11 protein-coding genes and 2 pseudogenes are annotated in these 16,584 nt (G+C 59.7%); 11 read left to right on the forward strand and 2 right to left on the reverse strand.

Going from position 1 to position 16,584, the window contains the following annotated elements; all coding sequences use genetic code 11:
• Positions 1–8 precede the first annotated feature (8 nt).
• The 8 genes and pseudogenes from FQK05_RS04925 to FQK05_RS04960 form a co-directional block, all read left to right on the forward strand.
• Positions 9–1,031, forward strand: coding sequence for an ABC transporter substrate-binding protein (locus tag FQK05_RS04925; RefSeq protein WP_158964730.1), 1,023 nt, complete (start codon positions 9–11; stop codon positions 1,029–1,031).
• An 861-nt stretch (positions 1,032–1,892) separates the two neighbouring features.
• Positions 1,893–3,320 carry an amidase gene (locus tag FQK05_RS04930; RefSeq protein ID WP_158964731.1) on the forward strand — a complete coding sequence of 476 codons (1,428 nt, stop codon included), beginning with the start codon at positions 1,893–1,895 and terminating at the stop codon, positions 3,318–3,320.
• Between the two features lie 337 nt (positions 3,321–3,657).
• On the forward strand, positions 3,658–4,671 hold the full coding sequence (pstS, locus tag FQK05_RS04935; RefSeq protein ID WP_158964732.1) for a phosphate ABC transporter substrate-binding protein PstS: 1,014 nt from the start codon (positions 3,658–3,660) through the stop codon (positions 4,669–4,671).
• Between the two features lie 138 nt (positions 4,672–4,809).
• Positions 4,810–5,775: a phosphate ABC transporter permease subunit PstC gene (gene pstC, locus FQK05_RS04940; RefSeq protein WP_199252593.1), complete on the forward strand. Its 966-nt coding sequence runs from the start codon at positions 4,810–4,812 to the stop codon at positions 5,773–5,775.
• Between the two features lie 8 nt (positions 5,776–5,783).
• Entirely contained in the window at positions 5,784–6,671 is an 888-nt protein-coding gene (gene pstA, locus FQK05_RS04945; RefSeq protein WP_158964733.1) for a phosphate ABC transporter permease PstA, read from the forward strand.
• A 20-nt stretch (positions 6,672–6,691) separates the two neighbouring features.
• Positions 6,692–7,534: a phosphate ABC transporter ATP-binding protein PstB gene (gene pstB / locus FQK05_RS04950; protein WP_233270360.1), complete on the forward strand. Its 843-nt coding sequence runs from the start codon at positions 6,692–6,694 to the stop codon at positions 7,532–7,534.
• 172 nt (positions 7,535–7,706) lie between these two features.
• Positions 7,707–8,024 carry a DUF2834 domain-containing protein gene (locus FQK05_RS04955; protein WP_158964823.1) on the forward strand — a complete coding sequence of 106 codons (318 nt, stop codon included), beginning with the start codon at positions 7,707–7,709 and terminating at the stop codon, positions 8,022–8,024.
• A 20-nt stretch (positions 8,025–8,044) separates the two neighbouring features.
• Positions 8,045–8,143 (forward strand): annotated as a pseudogene (locus tag FQK05_RS04960) (IS5/IS1182 family transposase); the annotation flags it as partial.
• Here FQK05_RS04960 and FQK05_RS04965 read toward each other — a convergent pair.
• Positions 8,143–8,951, reverse strand: a pseudogene (locus FQK05_RS04965) (IS5 family transposase). The pseudogenes FQK05_RS04960 and FQK05_RS04965 sit on opposite strands and share 1 nt — an antisense overlap.
• Before the next feature lie 134 nt (positions 8,952–9,085).
• Here FQK05_RS04965 and FQK05_RS04970 point away from each other — a divergent pair.
• Positions 9,086–9,745: a TrmH family RNA methyltransferase gene (locus FQK05_RS04970; protein ID WP_199252594.1), complete on the forward strand. Its 660-nt coding sequence runs from the start codon at positions 9,086–9,088 to the stop codon at positions 9,743–9,745.
• Positions 9,746–9,859: 114 nt separating this feature from the next.
• Positions 9,860–10,492, forward strand: a complete 633-nt coding sequence (locus tag FQK05_RS04975) for a tyrosine-type recombinase/integrase (protein WP_158964735.1) — start codon at positions 9,860–9,862, stop codon at positions 10,490–10,492.
• Positions 10,493–10,888: 396 nt separating this feature from the next.
• On the opposite strand, the gene FQK05_RS04980 is transcribed toward FQK05_RS04975, so the two are convergent.
• Entirely contained in the window at positions 10,889–12,040 is a 1,152-nt protein-coding gene (locus tag FQK05_RS04980; RefSeq protein WP_199252595.1) for a DUF3095 domain-containing protein, read from the reverse strand.
• A 421-nt stretch (positions 12,041–12,461) separates the two neighbouring features.
• Here FQK05_RS04980 and FQK05_RS04985 point away from each other — a divergent pair, with 421 nt between their 5' ends.
• Positions 12,462–16,466, forward strand: coding sequence for an NACHT domain-containing protein (locus tag FQK05_RS04985; RefSeq protein WP_158964737.1), 4,005 nt, complete (start codon positions 12,462–12,464; stop codon positions 16,464–16,466).
• Positions 16,467–16,584: the final 118 nt, after the last annotated feature.

Below are 16,584 nucleotides of genomic sequence, written 5' to 3' on the forward strand. Positions count from 1 at the left end.
GAGTACTGATGAAAACCTTGTTTGCCGCTGCGTCGGCCCTGGCCCTGATGGCCGGTGCCGCCTCTGCCAAGGAACTGCAGATCTACAACTGGGGCAACTACACCAACCCCAAGCTGATCGAGAAATTCGAGAAGGAGACGGGCATCAAAGTGACCGTCACCGACTATGACAGCAACGATACCGCTCTGGCCAAGGTGAAGGCCGGCGGCCACGGCTACGACATCGTCGTGCCGTCGAATTCCTGGGTGCCGATCTTCATCCAGGAAGGGCTGCTGATGGAAAGCCGCCCCGACCAGATGGAAAACTTCAAGAACATGGACCCGACCTGGGTCGATGTCGACTGGGATCCGGGCCGCCACTATACCGTGCCGTGGCAGTGGGGCACCACGGGCGTCTCGGTGAACACCAAGTACTACGATGGCGACATCGACACGTCGGCCATCTTCCTGGACCCGCCGGAAGAGCTGAAGGGCAAGATCAACGTCGTGCCGGAAATGGGCGACGTGATGACCCTGGCCATCCTGTATTACGGCGGCGAGCCCTGCACCAACGACAAGGAACTTCTGAAGAAGGTCCGCGACGGTCTGGTCGAAGCCAAGAAGAGCTGGCTGGGCATGGACTACGGCAACATCGAGAAGTTCATCAAGGAAGACCTGTGGGCCGGCACGAACTGGAACGGGTCGAGCTTCCGTGTCCGCCTGGAGAACCCGGCCGTCCACTACGGCTATCCGAAGGAAGGCTATGTTGTCTGGATGGACTCGGTCGCCGTCCTGAAGGACGCCAAGAACCCGGAAGAGGCGAAGGCCTTCCAGAACTTCATCATGGATCCGGAAAACGCCGCGCTGATTTCAGACTTCGCCCGCTATGCCAATGGCATCATGGGTTCGGAAGAGTTCATGCCCGCGGACATGAAGACCGCGCGCGAGATCATCGTGCCGGAAGAGCTGAAGAAGGCCGGCCACTTCACGCCGACCTGCTCGCCGGACGTCCAGAAGCTGTATACCCGCATCTGGACCGATCTCCAGAAGTGATCCTGCCGCCGCGGCGCACCTTCCTGTGTCCCGCGGCCCTGCCCCCCGGTCCCGGGGGCCTCACGTCTCTGTCCGGGGCGGCCTTGCGCCGCCCCTTCCCCACACGACCTGACTGACTGCGCAGGCCCGGATCTGCCGCGCCGTCCGGAGACGCCCCCTTGACCCGGACCTGGAAGAACTCCCAACAGCCGCTGCCGGTCATGCAGGGATCCCCCTTCCCCCCGGAATGGCGCGTGCCCGCGCAGCGCCGGGACACCCCGCCCTGGAACTGCCGGGCCTTCCGCACCATGCACAGCGTGACCTCCACCGCCGACATGCCCCGGGGCGAAACGCTTTGGAAGATGCCAACCGACCTCTCCGATTTCGCACGCCTCCCCGTGACGACCCGGTCCGGTGCGGTAAAGAGCCGGGGCCGGATCCCGGACGACACTTATACCGACGGCACTCCGATCCGGCTCGATGGCCGGATCGTCCCCGAAGGCTACTCGAACGGGATGGGCCCCGCGTCCCGACACGTCGTCTTCCCGGTCCCGCAAGGCGTGATCCCGGCCGTGGCCCGCACGCTGGCAGGCGACGGACCGCTGGACGGGACGGCGCGCGTGACGGCCTGCCTGCCAGGATCGGCCGCGGTATTGTCGCAGTCAGGAACACCGGTTGGCCCATGGCCCCGCGCGTGCCCGACTACCAGGCCGACCGCCGCAAGGGAGCGGCGGCCATCGTGCGGTCCCGCTCCTGATCCGGCCCCCGGTGCGTGCCAGGCACGCAACCTGCGGCGGCGGGACGGACCGCCCGGCAAGGTCTGCGGTTCCCGCCCCCCATCATCCACGCCAAAGGCATGTTTCCAAACCAGGAGTACATTTCATGAGTGAAGACCTTCTCTACCTCACCGCAACAGAGGCGCTGAAACGCTTCGCCGACCGGACCCTGTCGCCGGTCGAGCTGCTGGACGCCCAGATCGCCCGGGCCGAGACCACGGCCGACAGCATCAACGCCTTCACCTACACTCATTTCGACGAAGCCCGCGATGCCGCCCGCGCCTCCGAAGCCCGATGGGCGAAAGGCGCCCCGATGGGCTGCCTCGACGGCCTCACCGTCGCCGTGAAGGACGAAAGCTATATCGAGGGGCAGAAGACCTCCCATGGCTCGCTCCTCCACGAAAACGACCCGCCGGCCAGCTTCACCTCGCCCAACAACACGCGGATCCTGAACGAAGGCGCCATTGTCCACGCCCGGACCGCCACGCCCGAATTCTCGGCCGCCGTGGTCTGCTGGTCCCGGCTCTGGGGCGTGACCCGCAATCCCTGGAACGCCGACTACACGCCCGGGGGCTCCTCCGGCGGCGCCAGCGCCGCGCTTGCCGCCGGCACCACGACGCTCGCCACCGGCTCCGACATCGGCGGCTCCATCCGCGTGCCCGCATCCTGCGCCGGCGTCCTGGGCTTCAAGCCGCCCTATGGGCGGAACCCGGACGACATCCCCTTCAACTACGACTTTTACTGCCATACCGGCCCGCTGGCCCGGTCGACCCAGGACCTGATCCTGCTCCAGAACGTGATGTGCGGCCCGCACCCCCACGACGCTGCCTCGCTCTACCCGAAACTGACGCTGCCCACCTCCTACCCCGACATCAAGGGCTGGAAGATCGCGCTTTCGATGGACCTGGGCAGCTATACCGTGCGCGAGGACGTGCGCCGGAACACGCTGGCCGCCGCCGAGATCCTCCGCAGCCTCGGCGCCGAGGTGGAAGAGGTCGACATCGGCTGGGGTCCCGAAGTCCCGCAGGCCTGCTTCAACTACCTGGGCCATCTCTTCGGCGGCGCCCTGTCCGAGGCACTGCCGGAACATGCCGACAAACTCACGTCCTACGTCCGCAAGGTGGCCGAGGATGCGACGATCTCCACCGGCGCCGACTTCGTTGCAACGCTCCAGGTGGCCGGCGAAAGCTACATGAAGCTGGGCCCGCTCCTGGACCGCTACGACTGCCTGATCTGCCCCACCACGGCGATTCCGGCCGCCCCCGCCGCCTTCGACAGCGCTGCGGAAAAGCTGGTGATCGAAGGTGTCGAGATGGAAAGCGCGATGGGCTGGGTCCTGACGCCCCCCTTCAACATGCACAGCCGCTGCCCCGTGATCTCGGTCCCCACCGGCTTCGGCACGGAAGGCGTCCCCACCGGCATGCAGATCGTGGCCCCGACCTACCGGGACGCGACCGCCTTCCAGCTCGCCACCGCCTACGAGGCGGCGACCGGCGGCTGGTACAACACCGCCGACAGCCGCCCCAGGCTCTGACGGCTGCCGGTCCGGGCGCGCGCCCCCGCTTCTTCGGTCTTCAAATACCTCGGGGGGCCCGCCTCCGGCGGGCGGGGGCAGAGCCCCCTCCCCGTCCCGGGCACGCGCGCGTCCGGTCAGCCGGGCCGCATCAGTTCTTCCCGATTTCCGGCATTCCCGATACCCACAACCCAGGGATGTTGTCTACTTGCGGACCAATCCGGCTCCCACCGCCGGCACGCCGGCAAATCCGGGCATTTCGTCTGTTCCGTTACAAAAAATTCAAAAAATCGACGCAAAGCTAAGACGGAGGCACGTGTAGCCACGGCGCGGACATCGGATCTGCAAGGAGGCATTCATGTTCCACTCCCACACGCTCAAAGCGGCGGTCGTTGCTGCTGTCGTCGCAACCCCGGTCGCGGCGGACGTCAGCCTGACCGGCTCGGGGGCCAGCTTCCCGTTCCCGCTCTACACCGCCTGGTTCAAGGACATGGCCGGCTCGACCGGCGTGAAGGTGAACTACCAGTCCAAGGGCTCGGGCGCCGGTATCTCGGACCTGATCAACGGTGTCGTCGACTTCGCCGCCTCGGACGCGGCCATGTCGGACGAGGAGATCGCGCAGGTCAAGGGCGGCGTGATCCTGGCGCCCATGACCGCGGGCGAGATCGTGATCGCCTACAACCTCGACGGCGCGGACGAACTGAAGCTGCCGCGCGACGTCTATGCCGACATCTTCCTGACCAAGATCGACAAGTGGAACGACCCGCGCATCGCCGCGGCCAACCCGGGCGTCGACCTGCCGGACGAGGACATCACCGTCGTCGTGCGCTCCGACAGCTCGGGCACAACCTACAACTTCTCGGGCCACATGGCCGCGATCTCGCCCGAGTTCGCCGAGAAAGTGGGCCACGGCAAGCAGGTCGAATGGCCGACCGCGTCGAACCTGGTCCAGGCGCCCAAGAACGACGGTGTCACCGCCACCATCAAGCAGACGCCGGGCGCCATCGGCTACATCGAATACGGCTATGCCAAGCTAACCAAGACTCCGGCGGCACTGCTGGAAAACAAGGCCGGCAATTTCGTGGCCCCGGGTGCCGAAGGCGGCGCCGCGGCCCTGGCCCAGGCCGATTTCGACAGCCACATGCGGTCGTTCAACTACGATCCGGAGGGCGAGCAGACCTACCCGATCACCACCTTCACCTGGCTGCTCTTCTATGCCTCGGGCCAGGACGCCGAAAAGGTCGCCGCCCTGAAGGAGATGGTGAACTATGGCCTGACCACCGGCCAGACGATGTCGGACGCGATGGGCTACGTGCCCCTGCCCGAGGTCGTGGTCCAGAAGGTCCGGGCCGAGATGGACAAGATCCAGTAACACGGTGCGCCCGGCGCAGCCGATGCGCCGGGCCTCCCGCGATTTCCGGCCGGAGAGCGTGACGTCCACGCCCCCCGGCCTTTGGGGCGAATGGGGGCCGGTTCCGACCGGCAGGAACAAGGGTCTGGGTCCGACACCATGACAATGATCAATTTCGATACGGGGGACGGCACCGTCACCCATGGCATCCGGGCGTCCGAGCGGATTTCCGACCGGCTCTTCCGCGCGGCCTGCTATACCGCCGCCGCAGGGGTGATCCTGCTTCTGGTCTACATCGCCTTCCAGATCGGCGTGAAGGCCCTGCCGGCGATGCAGGACTATGGGTTCAGCTTCTTCACGACCCAGACCTGGAACGCCCAGAAGCAGGAGTTCGGCATCCTGGCCGAAATCTGGGGCACGCTTTATTCCTCGCTGCTGGCGCTGGTCATTGCCGGGGTCTTCGGCGTGTCGGTCGCGATCTTCCTGACGCAGGACTACCTGCCGCGCTGGCTGGCGCAGATCTTCCGCACCATCGTCGAACTGCTGGCGGCCATCCCGTCGGTGGTCCTTGGCCTCTGGGGCATCTACGTGCTGATCCCGGTGCTGCGCCCCATCGCCGACTTCTTGCACGACACGTTCGGCTTCCTCGGCATCTTTTCCACCGCACTGCCCGGACCCGGGCTGGCGCCCGCGGTGATCGTGCTGGCCATCATGGTCCTGCCCACAGTCGCCGCCATCAGCCAGGACGCGTTCCAGCTGATCCCCGGCAAGGTGAAGGAAGCGGCCTATGGCATGGGCACGACGCGGCGCGAGGCGATCTTCAAGGTCTTCCTGCCCACCGCCTCGTCCGGCATCTTCGCCTCCCTCGTGCTGGGTTTCGGCCGGGCCCTGGGCGAGACGATGGCGCTGGCCATGCTGATCGGCAACTCGAACCAGATCTCGTGGTCGCTTTTCGCGCCCGCCAACACGCTGGCGGCGCTTCTTGCCTCCTCCTGGCCCGAAGCCGGCCCGATCGAGCAGCAGGCGCTGCTATACGCCGCCGTGGCGCTGCTAGGCATCACCCTTCTGGTGAACGTCGCGGGTGTGCTGATCATGGCCTTCTCCAACAAGCAGCAAGTGTCCTGAGGTCGCCCATGAGTGATGCTACCGCAATCCGGTCGGGTGTGCCCGACCTGACCCGCAAGCCCGGCGAACGCCGCGCGCTGACCGACAAGGCCTTCACCACCTTCCTGTGGGTGATGGCCGTGATCGCATCGGTCCCGCTGTTTTCCGTCCTCTACATGCTGATCGCCAAGGGCGGCGGAAAGATCTCGCTGTCGCTCTTCACCGAACTGCCGCCTGCGGGCTTTGCGCTCGACGGCTCTGGCGGCATCGGCAATGCCATCATCGGTACGCTGGTGATGGTGGGCATCGCCTCGCTGATCTCGATCCCCGTGGGGGTCCTGGGCGGGCTGGTGCTGGGCCTGATCGCGCCCGACAGCATCCTGGCCAAGACCACGCGCTTCATCGCCAAGATGCTGACCGGCTTCCCGTCGATCCTGGCCGGTGTCTTCGTCTATGCCGCCCTGGTCATCGTGATGAAGACCTATTCCGCCGTCGCCGGGGGCATCGGCCTATCGGTCCTGATGCTGCCCACGATCATCCTGACCGCCGAACAGGCCGTCCGGATGGTGCCGCAGCGGATGAAGGACGCGGCCATCGGCATGGGCTGCACGCCCACGCAGACGATCTGGAAGGTGGTCCTGCCCACCGCCATCCCCGGCATCCTGACCGGCATCATGCTGGCTGTCGCCGGCGCCGCGGGCGAAAGCGCGCCGCTGCTCTTCACCGCGCTTTTCTCCTACTACTGGATGTCGAGCCTGTTCGAACCGACCGCCTCGCTCTCCATCCTGATCTTCAACTTCTCCAGCATGCCTTTCGAGGCCCAGATCGAGCTCGCGTGGACCGCGTCGCTGATCCTCGTGCTGATCGTTCTCATCTTCAACATTCTCAGCCGCATCGTCGGCCGGAAACGCGTCTGACGCGACAGGAGGCCAGTCCCATGACCATGACAATCGATCCGCAGGCCACCGAACTGATGAAGAACGCCGGCATCACGCCGCGTTCCGAACTGGTCGCCGCCATCGAGGCGGATGTGAACAAGATCTATTACGGCGACTTCCTGGCGGTCCGCGACAGCCACATCGCCATCGAGAAGGGCAAGATCACCGGCTTCATCGGCCCGTCGGGCTGTGGCAAGTCCACCGTCCTGCGGTCGCTGAACCGGATGAACGACCTGATCCCGATCTTCCGGCTGGAAGGCTCGGTCACATTCCTGGGGCAGGACATCTATGCCCCGAACATCGACCCCGTCCTGGTGCGCCGCAACATCGGCATGGTGTTCCAGCAGCCCAACCCGTTTTCGATGTCGATCTTCGAAAACGTGGCCTTCGGCCTGCGCCTGAACCGCTACAAGGGCAACGTGGCCGACAAGGTGGAACAGTCGCTCCGCCGCGCGGGCCTGTGGGAAGAGGTGAAGGACAAGCTGAAGCAGAACGGCCTGTCCCTGTCCGGCGGCCAGCAGCAGCGCCTGTGCATCGCCCGCGCCATCGCGACAGACCCCACGGTCCTTCTGATGGACGAACCCTGCTCGGCCCTCGACCCGATCGCGACCCGCGTCGTGGAAGAGCTGATGCTGGAGCTGAAGGAGGACTACACCGTCGCCATCGTGACCCACAACATGCAGCAGGCGCAGCGGGTGGCGGACACGACAGCCTTTTTCTCGGTCGACATCTCCAAGGGCGGCCGCACCGGCTTTCTGGTCGAGACCGGCCCGACGAAGGAATTGTTCTCGAACCCCAAGCAGGAGCTGACCCGGAACTACCTTGCCGGCGAGTTCAGCTGATCCCACCCGTCTTCGCGAATGACGAAGGGGAGCCTCCCGGGCTCCCCTTCTTCGTTGCGTGTCTCCGCCAGCAACACGGGCCCGGGGAATAATGGCCGCATCTGAGCCCATTGTGTTTCAATTTGCTTCGCCCCTACATTGCGCTGCAAGCAAACCACCTTGGAATTTCTCTATGTCTCTTCGCCGCTTCTACCTCGTTATGTCCGTTTTTGGAGCCGTTGTTCCTTGGATATTTTTTGCCAGTTTTTTTGCAGAAAACGGGTACGATATCCCTCTTTTTGTAAGCGGCCTATTTTCTAACGGCGCTGCAGGCGGATTTTCGGCGGATGTCATGATTTCAATTGGGGTGTTTTGGGTTTGGTCGCGGATTGATGCTCAGCAGCACAGTGTCCGCAACTGGTGGCTCGTCCTTCCGGCAGGCGCTCTTGTCGGTCTGTCATTCGCGCTGCCCCTTTACCTCTATTTCCGACAAGACATCTATCAAGACTGAAGGGCTGATAGTCTGCGTAGCTGACCATGAGGACCGAGATCACTCCGGGTCAGACGTCGGGCTACCTCGGCTTTGATCCGGTAATGGCTGAAAGCCTGCGCCACCCTAGGGTCAGGATTCATAACCAATAGGTGACGAGAGCCGCGGGCGCGATGGCGGAGAGGAACACCTTGGGGCAGCGGTCATAACGCGTCACGATACGCCTCCAATCCTTGAACCTGCCAAACATGATCTCGATCACTGCCCGGCAGGGCATTGCGCAACAATGTCCCGAGAGGGGTATTTGAACGGTGTCTTGCGTTTCTTTCTGCTTGGGATACAGCCGCGTATCCCCTTATCCTGCAACGCTTCTCCGAACCAGTCAGCATCATGGCCGCGATCCACGAGAAGCCATTTGACGTTTGGCAGGCCGCTCAGCAGGGCCCGTGCGCCGATGTAATCGGCTCACCTGTCCGGCGGTAACGAACAAGTCGATCGGTCGTCCCTGACTGTCGAAGATGGCGTGCAGCCTGGTGTTCATACCGCCTTTGGTTCGACCGATCAGACGACCACGCTCCCTTTTTTGGCGGCCATGCCGGTCGCCGTTCGATGGGCCTTGAGGTATGTCGCGTCGATCATCACGGTCTTCTCTTCGCCGTCTTCCGTCGCCAGTCCGGCCATCATCCGCGCGAAGATGCCCCGTTCGTGGCTTCTCTCGGACCAGTGGCGTTCAGCCACTCACCTCCAACGCTCCCATCGGCCGTAAAGCGTTTTGCGAGGACCATAAGCAGCAGGAGCGTCGCGCCAGCGCAAACCATTGCGGTTGCTGAAGACAATCAGTCTCAGCACCCGCTTGTTGTCAACCCCGGGCTTCCCATGTGGCTTGGAAAAACGGCGCCATTCGCCGTGTCGCCTATCGCCGCGGCGCAGCTTCCGCAAACCGGTCATCCGTGACATCGTGCAGCATGGCCGGGCAGGCGAAGTCCGCTGTGCAGAAAAGCAGGCATAGGCTTGCCTAGGTAGACATGTCTTGCCGAGCAGCGTTTATTGGCTCCTGAATGGAGCCATACAGGACTAAGGACGTGAGTGTAGAGCAAGCAAAACTGCCGAAAACTAACGTTCGCAAGCGGTCGGACGAGATCAAGCCTTTCACTTGCAAGAACCTGATTGCCGTAATCGAAGACCCCACAGAGATAAGAAATATTGGAACGGTCATCCGTAATGCAAACGCTCTCGGTGCGGAAAAGGTATATGTCGTAGACCCGCGCAGAAAACTACCGGACGACTGGACCGAGATGCGAGAACAGAAAGCGCTCTCCTCGACCTCAGTTTCAGGGGTCAAATGGACCTTTGTGAAGCGCTTCGACAGCACGGAAGAATGCTTGGCTCACCTCGAGCGCAACAGGTTCGTGTCTATTGTCACGTCGCCACACGTTAAGGGAAAGACAAATCTTCTGCTTCACGAAGCCGACTATACAATGCACCACAAACTCGCGGTTTGGTTTGGTAATGAAAGCAGGGGTATTAGCGAACTCGCAGTCAGCAGGAGCGACATGTGCATCTCTGTTCCGATGTTCGGAATGATTGAAAGCCTGAACCTCGCTACGTGCTCTGGTATTGTTCTCTATGAGGTGACGCGCCAGCGTCGAGCTTATCAAAGCCAGTTCAGGAGACGTAATAAGAAAGGCCGAAGGAAAAACCCTCTGCCTCTTTTCATTGATCGTCACACTGGCGAGCAGTAATCCTCGTCATTCGCGATGGACTCGAAGCCGACCTTCGCTGCGGGATCGGTGCTATGATGGGTCGTCGGTCTAAAGCCGACGACGCGGCGGGCGTGGTGGATCGGAGGATCCGTCATGTCTACTGCAAATCTAGCAGCTATCCGCGCCCACCGCCCCGCCTGGAATAAGGGGAGGGTCGTCGGCCAGAAGCGGCCACTACAACCCAAGCACGTCTGGGCGATCCGAGTCCACCTCGAGATCGCGGAGCGAATTCGTGAGCTGGCGCTCTTCAACCTCGCCATCGACAGCAAGTTGCGTGGCTGCGACTTGGTGCGCCTCAAGGTCGCTGACGTCTATGCGGCAGTGCAGGTCAAGCATCGCGCGGCGATTGTTCAGAGCAAGACACGGCGGCCGGTCAGCTTCGAGATCACCGAAGGTACTCGGAAAGCGATCGGAGCATGGCTCGAAGCGCCACTGATGGTCCGATCGAAACATCTCTGGCCCGGACGGTTCCATGAGCGGCGGCACACTTCGACGCGCCAGTATGCTCGCCTCGTCCGAGACTGGGTGACATCGATCGGCCTTGAGCCGAGCGCGTATGGCACCCATTCCATGCGGCGAACGAAAGTCGCGCAGATATACCGAAAGATCGGTAACCTGCGGGCGGTGCAACTCCTCCTTGAATACACGAAGATGGACAGCACGGTGTGTTACCTCGGAGTCGAGCTGGAAGATGCGCTCGCGATCGCCGAGGCGGTGGAAATCTGAACCGGACGGGCCGGCCGTCGCGGCCGGCCCTGAGCCGATCTTCGCCAGGTTGGGCCTCGCTGCAGGGCAGCTTCCCCGAAGCGGTCGTCCATGACCTGGTGCAGCATGGTCTGGCAGTCCAAGGTCCGCTGAGCGGGACGAAGTAGCCATTGGTTTCAGCGCCACAAATGACCACTTTTGTAGGTTCCAGACCCTCTTTGTCTCCGATCGGTGTACCAAAGGCGTAGGCCACCAGAACTTGAAGTCGGTCGTGTTATTCGTACCTCTACCTTTCCGTGGTGGAATTCGAAATCTCATGGACGATGCACAGATAAGGGCCCCGACCTTCTTGAGAGACTCAATCGAGGTCAAGTTCGTAAATGCAAGGAGAACGGACCAGATCAAACAGACCTGATCCTATGCTTTGGTGCCGTGTTTGATTGATTTTGCTGCCGCAGTGTATCCACCCGATGCGCCATCGACGAAATGCACATGGTTATCCGCCAGAATAGAGGGCACGATGCAGGTCATCATTGCTTCTGATTGAGCGTGCAGACCAAAACGGACGATGCCATCTGCGGCACCTTGCTCAAGCAGGCCGCGCAATTTTCTCTCAGTGTCCGGGTCGCAATCAAGCGTCATCTTCAAACCATCGCCGAATTTACGATAATCCGCGTTTTCTCCTACGACGCGCCGATATCTGCGTGCATCAAAGCCACCAAGTTTCAAACCCGTCTTGATAAGCAACCATGCGACAAAACTCTCGAACAATGCTCTGCGCCGCGCTGCCCCAAGTGTCCCATCACCGCGTTGCGCATGGGCTTCCAGCGTCGCTCCCGCTGGTGGCCATTTGACGTCTGGCCCAGATGCTTCCGCCGGGTGACCCGCGCTTGGAAGCCGGCGCGCAACTCGTAGAACGCGCTGCACAAAGGTTGAAAAGGTTGGGCTGGGAACACCGTTGGAGGGCAGAATAACAACCGACAGAATGACGCCATGTTGACTTGGCATGTGGCTCCATCTGCACGACAGACCAGTGAGGTCTGGCTTGGTGCCTTCGGGCAGTTGGGCCGTTATCTGAGCACCTGCCTTCATTTGCGCCTCGGCCCAACTCATGCCGCCACCAGAAAACATCGCGTAATCAACGCCTTCAGAAGCCTGAAATCGCGCAACAGTTACATCCAAACCCGCAGCACGAATGTCTGCGATGGGCGTCATTCCAACCCGCAGGTCCATGTCAAACTCGGTTTGCGCCCAAGCCTTCACGGCCAACAAGGCCTCTTCCGTCCGGTCTCTCCATTCCGGAGGGACCGCAAATCCGGCACCATCTCCGCCAAATATGAAGGGAAAGGGCTTGCCTTTGTGGGCATTCATCTGCGCTGAAATCACGGCGGCGCCGACCATGTTTACGGTTTTGTATCGTCCGTCTGCGACGGCTTGTGTTGATCCTGTGATGTCAGAAGTCGCGACCCACCAGTCTTTTGGCAAAGGTGCGTAAATATGGGCATCAGACAGCGTGGCAAAGTCTTCGTGCAACGGGAGGGACGCGAAAAACGCTTCCGTGGAGCTCATGTTGTCCATCTGAAGACCTTATACACAAATTGTCACCCTGCCAAACTGTTCGCGGCATTCAGTTTAGCCGCCGTTCGTCGGCTGCGCGGCATCCGGAGCTTTGGGCTCCAAGCGGACTTGCGGCTGCGCGGCGAGCCGAACAGCTGACGGGCCGCAGGAGGCGGTCACTCACGGCCCAGAGCCGCCGTTGACTGTGCAGCTCCCATACTGCAACCGCAGCCCGCATTCCCGACGTTCGCTGCTCCTGCAGAAAGCCCCACTTAGCGAGGCAGAACTCGCATGGAGTTTTTTGCTGTAAAGCACAGATAACTCGAAGCTGTTTGGGTGGCGAACATTCCAGCGGTTGTAGATCAATGCGGGGACTTCTACTACTGAACGACAGCGTCACGTTCAGTGCGGCAAGCGCTTTTGAGAGAAGATCATGACTGACACCATCATTGCGAGGCGACTGAGCGGCGTTGACGCCGATGGCAAAGTATTTGAGCTGCCCCAAGCTGACCTTCTAGGCCGGACGAAACCCATCGTCGTTTTGGGCGATGCTGGAATGGGAAAGACGACACTACTAGAAGAAATCGGACAAGAGGCTGGCTACAAATTTGTTCACGCAAGACGCCTGATCCGATCGACCAATCCCTTAAGTCTCTTGGGTGACGCGACTACCTTCGTCATAGACGCACTAGATGAATTAGCTGTTCAAGCTGAAGGAGATGCTGTCGACGCTGTCCTAGCTGCTCTAGAAGAATCAGGGTTTCCCAACTTCATTCTTTCATGCCGAGTGGCTGATTGGAGAAGCGCCACGAGCGTACAAGCTATGAGGGACGCCTATGGCAATGATCCACTGGAGCTATTTCTGGAACCAATCTCTAGAGACGATGCCCGTAGTCTGTTGTCGAAGGATATGGAAGGTGACCGCGCCGAGACTGTTCTCACCCACTTTGAGGAAAACGGTCTTGAAGGGCTGTTTGGCAACCCTCAAACGCTGAAGCTGATTAGAGCGGTCGCAAACAGTGAAGAACTGCCCACCTCGAAAGCGGCGCTGTTCCGACTTGCAGTGGCGAATTTGTGGGCCGAGCACAGTCAACAAAAGCCGAATGCCTCGCTATCCAGGTTAAGTGAAAACGAAGCTCTTGATGCTGCCGGGGCTGCATTTTCTTCTCTCATTCTAACTGGCAAGAGAGCAGTTTCCAGATCACCTGTTCCGGCGATGGACCAAGATGATCTTTCTGTGACAGAAGTGGGTATGCTGGCATCACGGCAAGCTCTTGATGCGGTCCTAGGCAGTCGGTTGCTCACAAGCAACGTTGAGGGCGACCCAGATAGGTTCAGCTACACGCACAGGAGCGTTGGCGAGTTCCTCGCGGCTCGTTGGCTTGCGCAAAAGGCGGATACTGACAGAAAACGACGACGCCTGCTTAAGCTCTTTCATGGATATGGGCTTGTTCCCGCTAGTCTGAGAGGTGTGCACGCATGGTTTGCCCAAGACGCTCGCCTGGCCACGCATGTTATTGCTGCCGATCCAATGGGAGTGGTGGAGTATAGCGACACTGATGACTTTTCGGATTCTAAGTCGCGTGCTCTTTTGGAAGCCCTCTTCGACCTAGGTGACCGGGACCCCAGGTACTATGACTTTGACAAGGCACACTCATTGAAAGGTATTGCGAAGACATCTCTTCAAAAAGAAATCAGAGACTTAGTTGTATCTAGGTCAACGCCATTCTTTCTAAGAGCAATGCTCTTGCATTCGGTTTCTGGGTCCCCCGTTGCGCCTTTGCTCTCTAGAACCCTCAAAGACTTGGTGCTTGATCCAAATGTGACGTTCCACGAACGACGAATAGCTGGTGATGCACTGTCCGATTTGTCACAAGATGAGATTGACTGGGCTCAGATGCTCGCACATCTTCACAGTCTATCGGATGAGAGTTCGCTACGACTCGCGGTGGAGTTACTTCCTGTTATCAGCTTCGCAGGTCCAACGGACACCCAAATCGTTGAGTTAATTGTAGCGTTTAGCGGGCTCAGCCTGTGTGCACTTCCTCACAAACCGCGACATAGGATCGGTGGGGTGCTGTGGGGTTTAGAGAAACGGCTTCCGGATGAACGGATCGAACCCGTTCTCGACATTTTGGCCGACTACCTGAGTGCCCTGCTCGGCAAAGACTTCGATCGTTTCGAGAACTCAGATGCGATCAACGTGGTCTATGCGCTAACCGAAAGACGCTTGGCTTTGGGTAATGTCGACCCGATGAAACTATGGAAGTGGCTGTCGTCTATTGGAGAATGTCGTGGCTTTCGAGACGACTCTCAGAAAGCAATCTCAAACTGGCTGAAAAACAACATTTATGCGAGACGAACAATTCAGCGTTTTGCATTGTTGGAAGAGGCAGGTTCCAAGACGGTCTGGATGCGGGGTTGGAGGCTCAGCGGCAGACTAAACGGGCTGTACCCAGATGAAGGCGACATCATTGCCCTTCTGGAGTGTCTTGATCCTTTGGCCGAGGCCGAAGGAGACCGCTGGAAAGACCTCGTCCGCCTGTGTCCCCACGATGAAGAACGCGGAAAGAGCGTGCGCAAAGCAGCCATTCCGTTCGCGACCGATAGAGATGGCCAGACGTTCCTCAAACAACTAGCCAACCCACAGGTTCCAGATTGGCAGATAAAGCAGGAAGATCGAGACCGAAAACGAAACGAGGAACAGCAGAAAACGTGGGCGGAGCACAGAGCCAACTTTCTCCAACACATCGACGATCTTCGCGGCGGGCGATATGGCGAAGTCGTTAATCCTGCTAAGGCGTACTTGAACCTTTTCTCGGACATGGACGACGACGTGCCCGCCCATGAACGGATCGAGCAATGGTTGGGCCAGGAACTTCAAGCTGCTGCGTTCGAAGGCTTCGAAGCTTTTCTTTCGAATGAAAGATCAACGCCGTCCGCTCAAGAAATTGCTACTTCCTACGCCGAAAGCAAGCGCTGGGACGCCGCATATATTTTCGTCGCTGCAGCTGCTGAGAGGGTTCGCAACAATAGGCCTTTTGATGATCTGTCTGGCGAGAGGCTACTCGCTGTTCTTCTTGAAATTCGATTCACCCATATTTTGGAACATGCCAAAATCGACAAAGTTTCTGAAGTTGTGGAGCGAGAAATCAAGAGCAGACCAGGGCTTTGCGAAAAGTTTTGGCGCTTGCGAGTGGAACCACAGTTGGAAGCCCAAAAGGAACACGTTGATGGGCTCTATGAGATTGCCCGTGGGACGACTGGCGATGACATGGCGACCAACCTGGCATGTGAATGGCTCGAACGGTTTCCGAACATGTCGCATCGAGCAGAAACTGAGCTTATCGACTTCGTCATAGCAGCTGGCGATTTCAGGTTTTTGAAACAATATGTCGGCAAACGTAGAGCGAGCAATATCGACGATAATGAGCGGCGCTCTGACTGGGACGCGGTTGCACTACTTGTCGACTATGAAGCTGTTCAAGAAGAGATTTTAAGCGCGCGACGTGATGACCGCGACTTCCTTTGGCACTTGCGATCTCGTTTCGGTCGACGCCGAGATGAAGGTCAGCCGGTACGACTCTCTGCCGCGCAGATTTCTTGGATCATACGATGCTTTCGAAAGCTTTGGTCGAACGTGCCTCATCCCAGTGGCATGACAACGGGCGACGCAAATCCTTGGGACGCTGCAGACTATCTGGGTACACTGATCAATCGCCTTGGGGGCTTAACTTCGGACGAAGCAGTTGAAGAACTGCGCGCGCTTTGTGACGCACCTGAGGATGGCTATACAAACTACCTAAAGAGGACCCTTGCAGAACAGGCGCAAAAAGTTGTCGAAGAAAATTATGTGCCTCCCAAACTTGCCGATCTCGAGTCAGTGCTCAACGATGGGCAACCGCAAACAATGGATCAACTTCAAGCAGTTGTTCTGGAAGAGCTACTTGAAGCACAACGCAAAATTCGGTCCCACCCAGTTGATTGGTACAAAGACTTTTTTATGGACGACGTTCCCAAGGACGAAGAAGACTGCCGAGACACTCTCTTGAAGATGCTTGGGGACTATCCGTACGGAATTCTCTGTGAACCAGAAGGCCATCTCGCCGATGACAAGCGCGCAGACATACGGTGCACAATTGAACGGCTGATGTTGCCCATTGAAGTCAAGGGGCAATGGCACAAGGACCTCTGGCACGCCGCGGACACACAACTCGATAGGTTATACAGCAACGATTGGCGTGCTGAGCGCAAAGGTATTTACCTTGTGTTTTGGTTTGGCCCCGAAGTCCCGCAAAACAAGAAGCTAAAATTACCGACCGGTGGCGCGAACCCCCCAGCTTCTGCAGAAGAGCTTAGACTTGCTCTCATCGAAAACAGCGTCGTGGCCAAGAAAGGCGACGTTGAAGTCTTCGTAATGGACGTGACTAGGTCCTAGTGTTCCGAGTCAGACATTTGCTACCGATTTCCCCTGATTTGGTCGAGGGCATCGAGTGCGCGGCGCTCGCGGGTGAGGATGTCGTCAGCACTCTTGCTCCAGACGAAGGGCTTGGGCT

Origin of the sequence: Chachezhania sediminis, from assembly GCF_009765275.1 — a bacterium.
Classification (GTDB): Bacteria; Pseudomonadota; Alphaproteobacteria; order Rhodobacterales; family Rhodobacteraceae; genus Chachezhania; species Chachezhania sediminis.

Bases quoted from the DNA above. Each gene is read 5' to 3' on its own strand.
- pstA (WP_158964733.1), top strand. From the start codon at position 5,784: ATGAGTGATGCTACCGCAATCCGGTCGGGTGTGCCCGACCTGACCCGC.
- FQK05_RS04975 (WP_158964735.1), top strand. From the start codon at position 9,860: ATGTCTACTGCAAATCTAGCAGCTATCCGCGCCCACCGCCCCGCCTGG.
- pstC (WP_199252593.1), top strand. From the start codon at position 4,810: ATGACAATGATCAATTTCGATACGGGGGACGGCACCGTCACCCATGGC.
- FQK05_RS04980 (WP_199252595.1), bottom strand. From the start codon at position 12,040: ATGAGCTCCACGGAAGCGTTTTTCGCGTCCCTCCCGTTGCACGAAGAC.
- FQK05_RS04930 (WP_158964731.1), top strand. From the start codon at position 1,893: ATGAGTGAAGACCTTCTCTACCTCACCGCAACAGAGGCGCTGAAACGC.
- pstB (WP_233270360.1), top strand. From the start codon at position 6,692: ATGACCATGACAATCGATCCGCAGGCCACCGAACTGATGAAGAACGCC.
- FQK05_RS04985 (WP_158964737.1), top strand. From the start codon at position 12,462: ATGACTGACACCATCATTGCGAGGCGACTGAGCGGCGTTGACGCCGAT.
- FQK05_RS04925 (WP_158964730.1), top strand. From the start codon at position 9: ATGAAAACCTTGTTTGCCGCTGCGTCGGCCCTGGCCCTGATGGCCGGT.
- pstS (WP_158964732.1), top strand. From the start codon at position 3,658: ATGTTCCACTCCCACACGCTCAAAGCGGCGGTCGTTGCTGCTGTCGTC.
- FQK05_RS04955 (WP_158964823.1), top strand. From the start codon at position 7,707: ATGTCTCTTCGCCGCTTCTACCTCGTTATGTCCGTTTTTGGAGCCGTT.